Below are 12,402 nucleotides of genomic sequence, written 5' to 3' on the forward strand. Positions count from 1 at the left end.
ACAGGCGAAGCCGGAACGACGTGACGAAGGGACAGACCGTCCTAGCATCGACCCTGGCATCTATGGGTCGAAGGCAGCAGGAGACGCGGTGGCGATCCGCGCTGGGATCAGGCCGACTTGCCCTTCTTGCCCCCCTTGGGTTTGGCATCGTGGTCCTTGCCGTCCCATGTCGCGGCGAAGGCGGCGCTGCCGAGCGCGCGGGTCGACTTCGGCTTCTTGGGCGCGAGCGCCTTCGGTTCGGACGGCTTAGTGGCCGGCTTGGCGGCCACCTTGGCGACCGGGTCGGTGCCGCCGGCCAGCGCGACGAGATGCCGGCGCGGCCAGTCGGGGGTCGCGGCCTTGAGGTCGGGGTGGTTCTTGTCGAGGCGGGCGACGAGGGTCCTGGATTCCGCGTCGGTGAGGCCGTCGACCACGAGGGCGAAGGTCTCCGCCCCGAGGCCCGCGTGGATCGCCCGGACGCCCGCGAGCGGGAGCGTCTTGGCCTTGAGTTGCTTGACCACTAGGGCGCGCCCGGTCTTGGCCACCTCCGCCCGGATGTCGGGGAAGGCCTCCGGCCTGGCCACGATGGCTTTGAGGATCGCGAAACCGTCGACATCAAGCGCCATGGAGAATCTCCTTCAGTTCCGCGACGAGGGGGATGAGCACCTGGGACACGTGCGCGCCGTACTTGCCCGAAAAGGTGGGCGGCACCTCCCGCGGCATCAGGGCTTCGGACAGCGCCGCCGCCTGGGGGATCCGGGTCGTCAGGAGGCGAAAGCCGGCGTCCTCGGCCGCGGCCTCCTCCTCCAGGCGCAGGATCGTCTGCTGATGCTGGCGGACGTTCTGCTGGTAGCGGGTCACAAGCACGTGCGGCAGGCGCTTGGGCGCCAGGCGGCTGTGGCGCTTGCGCCCGGAGCCCCAGATGGTCTGGACGAAGGCGTCGAGCCCATAGGTGGAGAGGTAGTCCGGGATCGAGGTGACGAGGACGAGGTCGGCCCCGCGCACCGCGATCTCGGTCATCGGCGAGATGCCCGGCGCGCAATCGAACAGGATGTAGTCGTAGATCGCGGCGAGCGGGACGAAGTCGTCCTGGAACAGCGTCCAAAGCTGCCCCTCGATGGCGTGCATCGAGTATTTCCGCCCGGTCAGCTCGTAGATCAGCTCGCGCTCGACGAGGCGCAGGTACGGTCCGGCCGGCAGCAGCGAGAGGGCGAGCGGCTCGTTGCCATGCGTGGTCAGGCTGACGTTGGCGCGGATACGGGGCGCGAGGATCGGCTTCTCGTTCTGGATCAGCTTGAGCGCGAGGTAGGCCTCGAGGGTGCGGCCCTTGGCGATCATCTCCCCGAGGATCTCCTCGCCCGCGAGGCAGACCGAAACGCTGGCCTGGGGATCGAGGTCCACCACCAGCACCCTGGCGCCATCGGCGGCCAGGGCCTCGGCGAGCATCACCACGGTGGTCGTCTTGCCGACGCCCCCCTTCATGTTGGCGACGGCCACGAGCTTGCCCGAAGCGCGCTTTCCAGTCCCCGGCTTGCCGGTCTCGTACTTGCCGGTCTCGTGCTTGCCGGTCTCGTGCTTGCCGGTCTCGTGCTTGCCGCTCATGATACCGTCTCCGCCAGGACGCGCACGAGCCTCGCCCGGTTCTCGCGGGTGAGCCGCGATTCGAGGAACCCGTCGACGATCGCCGGGACCGTGGCCTTGCGCACGGGGTCGAGCAGGATCTCGGCGAGGTCCGGCTCGCGCGGATCGCGCAGGCGGATCAGGCCGATGCCGTGGGTGGCGCATTGCGAGGCGATCTCGGGCAGCCGTCCCTCGCTGCGCGCGCCCGTGGGCAGGTGCCAGACAAGATGCCCGAAGTGCGTGAACCGGGTCTGGGCCAGGGCTTCGTGGACCGCCTGGACCGTGCCGCCGGCCTCGGTCTTGAGCTCGAAGGCATGGACGTCGATCTGCGCGCCGGGCAGAAGCCGGAACCGGAGGGCGGACACCAGCAGGAAGTCGGGCCGTGCCCATTGCCCCCGCCGCGGGCCGATGCCCGAGGTGTCCTGGACGAGGCAGAGCCCGTCGCCCAGGTCGAGGCCCTTGCGGAAGGCGCCTTCGAGATAGAGTTGCAGCGGCGCCATCAGCCGGGCCTCGGCCCAGCCGTCCTCGACGGACTCGGACGAAGGCTCCGCCGTTTCGGTCGCGGAGGCCGCCACGAGGAAGATCTGGCCGCCCTGCCCGCGCAGGCGCCCGATCCGGCCCATGCCCACGAGGTCGTCGCAGGCGGAAAAATAGGTCTCGGCCGGGACGGGGCGCTCGCCGTCGCGGGCGATCAGGGCCCGCATGACACGGTTGAGGACCGGTGTCCCGTCCTGGGGCAGGAGAGCGAGGATGCGGCCCGGGAGGGCGGTGGAATCGGCGTGTCGGCCCATGAGATGCGGCAGGTATCGCTCGTCGTCCGCGCGCGCCCCCTCGGCCGCCGGTTGTGGTCACGGTAGCGGGATTGCACAACCGCGCCAGCGAAAAGAACACGCGCGGCGAGACGTCGTGGGGCAGGTCGGGCGACGGCCGCTCAGCCGTCGCGGCGGCCGCAGCGCACGTAGGCGGAGGCGCCCTTGCCGCTCGACCAGGTCAGCCGGTCGCCGTCCACGGTCAGGCGGACCTGGGACGACCAGCGCCGGCCGCGGTCGCTGCACTCGGCGGCCACGACCCAGGCGCTGCCCGCACGGCGGCCGTCGCGAAACGTGCAGATCGTACGGCCGGCCCTGGCGCCGCCGGCCGTGATCCGGGCCGGAATGTAGCCGTGGCGGCGCGAGGGCGCCTGGCAGGCGGCGGGAGTCGGCCCCCACAGCCCGACGAACTCGGCCCTTTCGATGTCCGCGGCCCGCGGGATACCGGCCGGTACGGCGATCACGGGCTCGGCCTTGGCCGGGACCGGCGACGACGGCTGGGCAGCCGCCGCGTCGGGCGGGATCGCGTCGGTGGCGGCCGGCTCGGCGGGCGAAGCGGGCCGGTCGAGCCCGCGGGAGGGACGCAACGAGGCCGGCTGCCGCGCCGGTTCCGGCATCATGACGAAGGCACTCGCCTCCGTGCGCGCCTCGGCCCGCTCGCTGTCCCGGTGCGGACGCTGAACCGTGTCGTCGGCGAGGTAGATCGCGGTGTAGGCGAAGAAGATGCCCCAGCCGATGGCCAGGACCACCGGCACCACCAGCCAGAGCAGGGAACGGCCGTCGGACTCCGGGCACGCGTCGTCGACAAGCGTCGGGCCGAACGTCCCGTCGAGCCCCTGCGCCATCGCTCCCCCTCCCGGTTCATGATTCATAAACCAGGATGTGGAACCCTGTGAAGCCGCTTTGGAACCACACCGCGGGATGTTCGTTACTTCGACCGCCGGTCAGCGCCCGAAGATGCCCTTGAGGAATTGGGCGGTGCGGTTGCGCTTCTTCTTGCGCTCCAATTCCGCGGCATCCTTCACCCAGGCCACCTGCACCACCCGGCGCTCGCCCTCGAACGGCTCGTGGCCGTGCCAGGAGTTGTCGGCGCGCAGGAAGGCGAACATCGTACCCATGGTCGGCGGCACCTCGACGGCGAAGGGGGCGTAGTTCTTGCCGTCGTAGAGCACCCGCAGGCGGCCGGCGGCCGGCGCGTCCCAGGCGTCGTTCATGTAGACGAGCAGCGTCAGCACCTTGGACGGGCCGTCGGTGTGGATCGACCCGTACTTGAGCTGCGAGCGCTTCATGATCGTGGTCAGGCGCGGGCAGGAGACGAGGTCGATCCCGAATTTCTCGCCGAGGATCACCGAGAACGCGTCGCTCTCCAGTTCCTCGATCAGGTCGCGAAACCGACCCTTGAGCGCGACCTCGTCCACCGTGAGGTAGCCCGGCTTGGCGATCGCCGGGAAATCCTGGCGGATCTCGTCGATCGCCTCGGGCCGGAGCACGTCCGTGCCCAGGCAGAAGCTGTAGGGCTCACGCGAGACCGGCGCCGCGCGCACGGCATCGAGGTCGATGGTCGAAAGCTGGGCCATGGCTACCGGTCGTCCCGTCTGTGGCGGCGCGGGAACGAGACGGTCTCGATCCCGACCTGAAGAATGGGAGCCCGGTTCGCGCGACGAGCCGGGCCGAGCCGCCGGGTAGACTCCGCGATTGCGGCAAGCCGGCGGCAGCCCAGGTAAGACAAGCCGGCGGCAGGCCAGGTAAGACAAGCCGGCGGCAGCCCCGGTCGCCCACTCTACGGCGGCCTGCGTCAAGACACTGGCAACCGTGTTTCGAACGGATGCCGGCGGAGCCTGGGTCCGTGCCGGTCATTCCTCGGGCTTAAGCCCTCTTCCAGACGGCCGAGCCCTTTTCGCAGGGCGCGGAAACTGCCATGCTTGGCGCCATCGGAAACAGGAACGGCGCCAAGTCCCCGTGTCGAACCGGACCGTCCTCGCCCTGATCCTCTGCTTCACGCTGCCGGCTGGCGCGCAGGCGCAGCCCGGTGCCGCCGTTCAGCGCATGGTCTGTTCGGAGGCGATGGGCCTCGTGAAGAAGAGCGGCGCCATCCTCCTGAACGCCGGCGGCTCGGCCCTCGAACGCTTCGTCAAGGATCGCAGCTTCTGCGAGACGAGCGAGATCGCGGAACTGCGGTTCGTGCCCACCCGCGACAACCCCGAATGCCCGGTGGGCTACCGCTGCCGCGAACTCGGGTTCAACGATTGGGACTGGCAGTAGGATTTTTCGCGGGGACGGCCCTCCCGCTCCGATCGGCTTTTCCCCGAGCGCCGCCGCCCCCCCGTGGGGGCCTGACATGCGGCATCGTCGTCGCGGCCGCGCCCTGGGACGTGCCACGATCTCGCCATGTCCGATGGTCACTGCGGCGGGGTCAGGCGCCCGCGAGACGACCGACACCACGAGACGACGACGGGGGGACGCGCATGGCGGTGTTGAGAACGGGCCTCGGCCTCCAGGCCCCCGTGACGGCCGTGTTCGTCCTCGTTCTCCTCCTCACGCCGGTGCTGGTGCCCGGCGCGCCCGCGGCCCCGCTCTACGTGACCCTGAGCGGCCTCGCGATGGCCGGCATCCTCTACGCCTCGGTGCGGCTCTCGGCCTTCCTCAAGATCTTCGTGGCGATGTACGGCATCGGCTACGTCACCCTGGCCGGCGCGCAGCAGCTCGCGGGCCTGGGCATCCTGCCAGGCACCATAGCGGCCCTGCTGCCGCCCGCCTTCGCCGCCACGGGCGCGGTGGTGTTCGCCGCCATCGTGCTCGGCATCTCCTACCTCGAGCCGATCCGCGCGATCACGCTGATCGCCGACCCGTATTTCGCCACGCACGACGCCCCCACCAAGGAGATCGGCCCGTTCCGCTTCTTCGGCGGCACCGAGGGCAAGATCGGGCAGCGGCTGGTGGCGCTCTCGATCTTCATCACCTTCGCCCAGGTGGCCCTGCAGCTGCGGCTGAACTTCTGGTACCGCGACCTGTTCAACGCCCTGCAAGAGTACAACGCCGAGGCGTTCTGGTATCAACTGCTGTTCGTCTTCGCGCCCCTAGCCGCCATCTGGGTGGTCATCGGGATGTTCGACACCTTCGTCGACGCCACGCTGGAGATCCGCTGGCGGACCTGGCTGACGCGCAGCCTGTCCGAGCGCTGGCTCGATGCGGGCGTGCACTACCGCATCCCGTTCACCGACGAGGCGGCCGACAACCCGGACCAGCGCATCCAGGCGGACGTGCGGCTGTTCATCCAGCAGACCATGATCCTGTCGATCCGGCTCCTGTCGCAGGCGGCCACGCTGGTCTCGTTCATGGTCATCCTGTGGGGCCTGTCGCGCGACTTCGCGCTGCCCTTCACCGACACGGTGGTGCCGGGCTTCCTCGTCTGGCTGGTGGTCGGCTACGCGGTGATCGGCACCTGGCTGACCCACCTGATCGGGCGGCCACTCATCGGGCTCGATTTCCGGCAGGAGAAGGTCGAGGCCGACTTCCGCTTCTCGCTGGCGCGCACCCGCATCTATTCGGAGCAGATCGCGCTTCTGCGCGGCGAGCGGGCCGAGACGCTGCGGCTGCGCGACCTGTTCGGGGCGGTGATCGGCAACTTCGTCGACATCATCTACCGGCGGATCAAGCTCGGCAGCTTCACCCTGTCCTACAGCCAGATCAGCGTGGTGTTCCCCTACATCCTGGCCGCGCCGTCCTACTTCACGAAGAAGATCACCCTCGGCCAGTTCCAGCAGACCGCCGGCGCCTTCGCCAACGTGCAATCGTCGCTGTCGTTCTTCATCTCGTCCTACACCACCATCGCCTCCTACCGCGCCAACACCAACCGCCTGACGTCGTTCAAGCGGGCGATGACCAAGGCGGAAGCGTTGAACGGGGCGGGCTACGGCCTCGTCCAGGGCAACGAGACGGCGGGCGACGTCACCGCCGCCGGCCTCGCCCTGGCGCTGCCGGACGGGCGCGAGATCGTGGCGGCCGAGCGCCTGGCCCTGGCCAAGGGATCGGCCACCCTGGTGACCGGCCCGTCGGGCTCGGGCAAGTCGACCCTGTTCCGGGCGATCGCCGGCATCTGGCCGTTCGGCCGGGGCCGCATCGACGTGCCGCCGGGCCAGTCGGCCCTGGTGCTGCCGCAGCGGCCCTACATCCCGCTCGGCACCCTGCGCGGCGCCGTGGTCTATCCCAACACCACCGACCAGTTCCCGGACGCGGCGATCCGCGAGGCGCTGGTGGCGGCCCAGCTGCCCCAGCTCGTCGACCGCCTCGACGAGGTCGATGCCTGGGACCAGCGCCTGTCGGGGGGCGAGCAGCAGCGCCTGGCCGTCGCCCGGGCGGTGCTGGCCAAGCCAGCCTGGCTGTTCCTCGACGAATCGACCGCCGCCCTCGACGAGGCCAGCGAGGCCGGGATCTACCGGATGCTGCGCGAGCGCCTGCCCGACACCACCATCGTCTCGATCGGCCACCGCTCGACCCTGCACGCCTTCCACGACCGCCGCCTCGACATGCAGGCCGGCAACGACGGCAGGTTCGTGCCGCGCGACATGCCCAAGCCCGTCGCCGCGGAGTAGGCCCTCAGCGCAAGAACCCCACCGCCACCGGCACCAGGATCGCGGTGAGGAAGGCGTTGAGGCCCAGAGCGATGCCGGCGAAGGTGCCGGCCACGGCGCTGACCTGGAAGGCGCGGGCGGTGCCGACGCCGTGGGCGGCCAGACCCGCCGCGAAGCCGCGGGCGCGCCGGTCCTCGATCCGCAGCCGGTTCATCAGCGGCGTCACCAGGATGCCGCCGGTCATGCCGGTGAGCATGACGAGGACGGCGGCCAGGGTCGGATCGCCGCCCAAGGTCTCGACGATGCCCATGGCGACGCCCGTGGTCACCGACTTCGGGCTCATCGCCACCACCACGTCGCGGGGGATACCGAGCATGAGCCCCAGACTCATCGCCGAGACGATCCCCACGAGCGAACCGACCACGAGGGCGGCCAGCATCGGCACCAGGGCGCGCATCACCGTGGCCCGGTACTCGTAGAGGGGAATCGCCAGGGCGACGGTGGCGGGCCCGAGCAGGAAGTGGACGAACTGTGCCCCCTCGAAATAGGTCGCGTAGGGCGTGCCGGTGAGCCACAGTACCGTGGCGGTGATGACGATGGCGACGAGCACGGGGTTGGCGAGGGGGTGCCGGTCGGTGGCGAGCGCGACCCGCTCGGCGACGCCGTAGGCGAGCAGCGTCACGGTCAGCCACAGCAGCGGCGTGTGCGAGAGGTAGACCCAGACGGCGAAATCCCCCTTCATCGCGGGTCGTCGCGCGGTGCCATCCGGCGCGCCACCGCCACGAAGGTCAGGGCCGTGGCCGCCAGGGTGAGGAGGGTGGAGACCAGGACCACCACGGCGATGGCGAGGCCGTGGGTGGCGATGACGTCGAGGCGCCCGACGATGCCGGCACCGGCCGGCACGAACAGCAGCGAGAGGTGAGCGAGCAGGCCCTTGCCGGTCCCCTCCAGGGTGCCGTCGACGAGGGGCCGCGGCAGCACCCGGTCCGACAGGCGGGTGGCCCGGTCGCGCAAGCCGAGGAAGGCCAGGAGCACGGCCATCCCGATCAGCGGCCCCGGCACCGGCAGGCCGGCGCCGCGCGCCGCCGCCTCCCCGACGAGCTGCGCCATCAGGATCAGCGTCAGGCTGACGATCATCGGATGAGACTCAGGCGATGGCGGCCGGGCCGGTGCGGGCGCGTCCGATCTCGTCCTCGCCGAGCCCGAGCAGGCCACCAAGGCGCCAGACCAGCGCCTCCTCGAACTCGTGGACGGCGCCGTCGGCGCTGGCCACCGACCAGGCCATGGCCAGGAGGCGCAACCGCTCCGGGCGATCGGCGTCATGCCCCATCCGCTCGACGAGTTCGGCCATGTCGCGGGTCTCGGCGTCGAAGGCGGTGGCGCGGGCGATCAGGGCATCGGCCTCGGGCCGCGAGCGCGCATAGCGACCCTCGACGAGGCGGGCGAGCCGCTCGGCCTCGGGCGCGGCCAGGGTGCCGTCGGCCCGTGCCACATGCACGAGCAGCGCGATGGCCGCCAGGGCCTCGTCCTCTGCCGGATCGGCGACCTCCGGCGCGGCGAGCCCGAAGGCGTCGGCGGCGTAGGACTTCAGGCGTTCGATCAGCGTCATCGGAGCCTCGTGCGGAGACGGGAGTCGGCGGGGCGTCGTTCGATCGTGTCGGCGATGCGAGCCGTCGCTCGCCGGTCGAAACGCGAATGCCCTCCCTCGAAAAGGAGAGGGTTCGGCTTGCGCCTCCCGCGATCACCCGGCCGGACGACGACGACAACCGGCGCTGCGAAACCAAGCCCTCAACGCGAAAAGACCCGGCTTCCACAGCCGGGCCAAGTCGTCGATTCTCGAAACTCTCCATCGCCGAAGGCGATGGCCAGCCATGGGTCCCCGGCGCGGCGCCCGCCGCGCCGGAGGATGTCGGGTCCTAGAAGTCGCGCTGGACGCGCATGCGGACCTGGTAGGTGTCGTCGGCGGTGACGGTGCGGACGGCGGCACCGGCATTGATCTGCGCCGCGGTGAGCGGAGCGTTGCGGGTCTGGTCGATGACCCGGCCCTGCTGGACGCCGACCTTGGTGTACATGCCCTCGACGCCGATATCGAGGTCCTTGACGGGCGACCAGATCAGGCTCGCGCCGGCGACGATCTGGTAGTTGTCGCGAAGGGTGGGGGCGAGCGCGAAGGAGCGCGTGCCGACGATACCCGTGAAGTTGTTGTTGGTCGCGTTTCCGGCACCGGAGTAGGCGAGTGCGTTGGCCTGACGGGCGCCGCGAGCGAACTCGATCTCCGAGTAGCTGGCGAACACCGCCGAACGCCACTCGGGCGACCAGTAGTGCAGGAACGAGCCGACGACGCTGAAGCTCTTCGAGAGCTCGATCTTGCCGGTGAACGGGTTGAGGGTCGCATCCGACATGTAGGGGTCGAAGGCGGCGCCGTTGATGGTGCTGATGCGCGAGGCATAGCTACCGTTGTAGGAGGGGATGCCGGTGTAGAGGCTGGCGCCCTCGCCGTAGGCACCCTGGAGGTAGAAGGTGTCGCCCGGTGCGATGAACGGCATGTTGATCTTCACGCCACCCTGCACGGCCCAGCCGTACTCGGAGGACGGACGTGCGGTCGGACCGATCGCGGGAAGAACGAACCCGGGAGTCAGAGCGCCGGCGTTGGCGGCGAGGCCCGACGAACCCGCGACGAAGTTCTGGGTGTTCATCTCCTTCACGGCAGCGGACAGCTGGGCCGAACCCCAGGCCGCGTCGTAGCGGAGCACGCCGACGAAGTCGGGAAGACGGCTCGAACCGCGGACGTCGACGGTCTGGTACTGCGGGCCGGCGACGGTGGTGTTGAACAGGACGCGCTGCAGCGCAGCGACGTTGGCACCCTGAGCCGGGTTCGCGAATTCCTGCGAGTAGATGGTGTTGCGGCGGAAGGCCGGGTCTTCCAGCGACAGGGTCGCCGAGAAGCCGCTGTCGCCGAGCTTGGTGGTGTAGGCGAGCAGGTTGGTCGACTGCAGGTCCGAACCGGCCGTCGCGGTCTGGATCTCGAAGTCGTGGGCGTAGAAGTCGAAGAACGAGGACGCGCGACCGGCGGTGAAGCCGGCGAACTGGATGAACGCCTTGTCGGTGTTCACGAACTGCTGGACGTGGCCGGCCTGATCCTGGCCGTTCGCACCGAAGGCGTTGCCGATGCGCTCCTGGGTACCCGAGCGAATGCCCTGGGTGGCGCCGGTGCGGGAGGCGAACTCGAGGCGGGCGAAGGCGCGCAGGGTGCCGTAGCCGGTCTGGGTGCGGGCATCGAGGTTGATGCGGGCGAGGCCACGGTAACCGACGAGGTCGCCGTTGGTGCCGCTACGCTGCTTCGACTCGCCGTAGCCGACCTCGAAACGAGCGCGGCCCGAGAGGCGCAGGCAGGTGTCGGTGCCGGGGATGTAGAAGAACCCGGCGCCGTAGGCCGAGCAGACACGCACGTACTCGATCGGGGCGGCCTTCTTGACCGGCAGATCGGCGGACTGCGCTCCAGCTACCGCGAAAACCCCCGCGACAGACCCGAGGAGCGAGCTCTTTAAGAGCCTCATTGTTATCTCCAGAGTTTCGAGACCAAAGACTATGCAGATCTCAATTCCGACCCCCAAGGTCGCAACCGGCCCGCCCGTACTTGCTAGTAGAAACCCGTCGCGTCCGTTGCCGGAACCGCGGGCGTTGCCGGGGTTTGCCCCCGTGCTGATATACCTTGGACGACACCCCCCGCTCCAAGCAACACGGATTCGTGTCCTTGCCGGAAGTTCCCTCCCTCTGTTGCGGTGCTGCAACGAACCTGAGGCGGCTAACGGCCGATCGCGCAAGCATTTTTGGAGATGCCGGGTCGGCGTGGGTTCGCGTGAGCCCGCGAAAGGTCTGATCTCGGCCCTCCCGCGCCGCGGCAGCGGGCATCAATTCAATAGATTGACCATTCGTTAGGCATTTTAGGTCCCGCAAACGCGGATTTCTGCGGCTTGCGGCGAAAAACCGATGCGGGAACGACCGGATCACCCCGGATCTCGGCCGTCCCGTTAATCGGACTGTCAGGGCTTTGGGCGACCCTCCGATCGAGGCGGCGCGCAGTGCGCAGGCACGCCGCACAGACCGCCCGGGACGATGTCGACGATGGACCAGACAGTGATGCCGTCGACGACGCAGGTCGAGGTCGTCGTCATCGGCGCGGGCCTCGCCGGGACGGCGGCGGCGACGGTGCTGGCCCGGGCCGGCCGCTCGGTGGCACTCGTCGATTCGCACCGGGTCTTCCCGCCCGAGTTCCGGGCCGAAAAACTCGGCCCGCCCCACGTCGCGATGCTCGAGCCTCTCGGGCTCGCCGACACCGCGCTCGGCGCCGCCACGGCCATCGACAGCATCGACATCTACCGGTTCGGCCGTCTCGTCGCGCGGCATCGCGGGCGCGAGTACGGCTACGGCTATTCCGACGTCGTCAACGCCCTGCGCGGGGCCATGCCGGCGGCGGTGGACTTCATGGTCGGCCGCGTTGCGGGGATCGAGGCCGGGCCCGGCCTCCAGACCGTGACGCTGGCCGATGGCCGGGCGATCGCGGCCCGGCTCGTCGTGGTGGCCACGGGGCTCGGCGACGCCATCCGCCGCATGGTCGGCATCGCGCGGGTCGACACCCGCAAGGCCCATTCGCTGTCGCTGGGGTTCGACCTCGACCGGCCGGCCTACGCCTACCCGTTCGAGTCCCTCGCCTATTACGGCACCGGCTACGACCGGGTCGCCTACCTGACCCTGTTTCCGATCCGCGACACGATGCGCGCCAACCTGTTCGTCTACCGCGAGGCCAACGACCCCTGGACCAGGGCGTTTCGCCAGAACCCGGCCGAGACCCTCGGCGCCCTGATGCCGAACCTCGGCGGGATCTGCGGCGGGCTCGGGGTCGCGGGCCGGGTACAGGTGCGCCCGATCGACCTCACCCTCTCGCAGGGGCACCGCCGCGACGGCGTCGTGCTGGTGGGCGATGCCTTCTGCACCACCTGCCCGGCCCCCGGCGTCGGGGTGAAGCGGGTGCTCACGGACGTGGACCTGCTATGCAACGTCCACATCCCGCGCTGGCTGGCGACGCCCGGCATGGACGCCTCCAAGATCGGCGCGTTCTACGACGACCCGCGCAAGGTCGAGAGCGACGCCCAGGCGATCCGGCAGAGCGAGTTCTCCCGCTCCATGGCGATCGATCCGGGGCTGGTCTGGGTCGCGCGGCGGGCGCGCAACACCCTGGTTCGCAAGGGCGCCGCCCTGGTGCGACAGGCCGGAGCGTCGCTGGTGCGGGCCGAGGCCCCGCCCATGACCGGATCCTCCGCACGGATGTGATCCCGCCCGCTGCCGACATCGGGCCGCCCGCGGGCATGCGCACGCCGCATCGCCGGCATGACCGACCCGGCGCGATGCAACCCAAGGCGCCG

The 12,402-nt window shown here is 70.0% G+C and carries 12 protein-coding genes; 3 read left to right on the forward strand and 9 right to left on the reverse strand.

The window, feature by feature from the left end:
• Positions 1-107: 107 nt before the first annotated feature.
• The 5 genes from ASG40_RS13910 to ASG40_RS13930 all read right to left on the reverse strand — a co-directional run bounded on the left by ASG40_RS13910 (position 108) and on the right by ASG40_RS13930 (position 3,985).
• Positions 108-605, reverse strand: coding sequence for a hypothetical protein (locus tag ASG40_RS13910; RefSeq protein ID WP_200938190.1), 498 nt, complete (start codon positions 603-605; stop codon positions 108-110).
• Positions 595-1,581, reverse strand: coding sequence for a ParA family protein (locus ASG40_RS13915; protein ID WP_082524076.1), 987 nt, complete (start codon positions 1,579-1,581; stop codon positions 595-597). The genes ASG40_RS13910 and ASG40_RS13915 overlap by 11 nt, the downstream gene beginning before the upstream one ends.
• Complete coding sequence (locus ASG40_RS13920; protein ID WP_055886793.1) at positions 1,578-2,390, reverse strand: hypothetical protein; 813 nt, start codon at positions 2,388-2,390, stop codon at positions 1,578-1,580. Before ASG40_RS13920 ends, ASG40_RS13915 begins: the two co-directional genes overlap by 4 nt.
• Before the next feature lie 140 nt (positions 2,391-2,530).
• Positions 2,531-3,253 (reverse strand): hypothetical protein, encoded by a 723-nt coding sequence (locus ASG40_RS13925; protein ID WP_055886796.1) that lies wholly within the window; start codon positions 3,251-3,253, stop codon positions 2,531-2,533.
• A gap of 99 nt (positions 3,254-3,352) precedes the next feature.
• Entirely contained in the window at positions 3,353-3,985 is a 633-nt protein-coding gene (locus tag ASG40_RS13930; protein ID WP_055886799.1) for a 2OG-Fe(II) oxygenase, read from the reverse strand.
• A gap of 382 nt (positions 3,986-4,367) precedes the next feature.
• Here ASG40_RS13930 and ASG40_RS13935 point away from each other — a divergent pair, with 382 nt between their 5' ends.
• Entirely contained in the window at positions 4,368-4,670 is a 303-nt protein-coding gene (locus ASG40_RS13935; protein ID WP_055886801.1) for a hypothetical protein, read from the forward strand.
• Between the two features lie 203 nt (positions 4,671-4,873).
• A complete protein-coding gene (locus tag ASG40_RS13940) occupies positions 4,874-7,000 on the forward strand; it encodes an ABC transporter ATP-binding protein/permease (protein ID WP_055886802.1) in 2,127 nt (708 codons plus the stop codon).
• Positions 7,001-7,004: 4 nt separating this feature from the next.
• On the opposite strand, the gene ASG40_RS13945 is transcribed toward ASG40_RS13940, so the two are convergent.
• The 4 genes from ASG40_RS13945 to ASG40_RS13960 form a co-directional block, all read right to left on the reverse strand.
• Positions 7,005-7,721, reverse strand: coding sequence for an LrgB family protein (locus ASG40_RS13945; RefSeq protein WP_055886805.1), 717 nt, complete (start codon positions 7,719-7,721; stop codon positions 7,005-7,007).
• A complete protein-coding gene (locus tag ASG40_RS13950; RefSeq protein WP_055886808.1) occupies positions 7,718-8,116 on the reverse strand; it encodes a CidA/LrgA family protein in 399 nt (132 codons plus the stop codon). The genes ASG40_RS13945 and ASG40_RS13950 overlap by 4 nt, the downstream gene beginning before the upstream one ends.
• A gap of 10 nt (positions 8,117-8,126) precedes the next feature.
• Entirely contained in the window at positions 8,127-8,588 is a 462-nt protein-coding gene (locus ASG40_RS13955) for a tellurite resistance TerB family protein (RefSeq protein WP_055886810.1), read from the reverse strand.
• Between the two features lie 307 nt (positions 8,589-8,895).
• On the reverse strand, positions 8,896-10,536 hold the full coding sequence (locus ASG40_RS13960) for a porin (protein ID WP_055886813.1): 1,641 nt from the start codon (positions 10,534-10,536) through the stop codon (positions 8,896-8,898).
• A gap of 568 nt (positions 10,537-11,104) precedes the next feature.
• Here ASG40_RS13960 and ASG40_RS13965 point away from each other — a divergent pair.
• On the forward strand, positions 11,105-12,310 hold the full coding sequence (locus ASG40_RS13965; protein ID WP_055886815.1) for an FAD-dependent oxidoreductase: 1,206 nt from the start codon (positions 11,105-11,107) through the stop codon (positions 12,308-12,310).
• Positions 12,311-12,402 lie beyond the last annotated feature (92 nt).

This window comes from Methylobacterium sp. Leaf399, from assembly GCF_001424525.1.
In the GTDB taxonomy this organism is placed as follows: Bacteria; Pseudomonadota; Alphaproteobacteria; order Rhizobiales; family Beijerinckiaceae; genus Methylobacterium.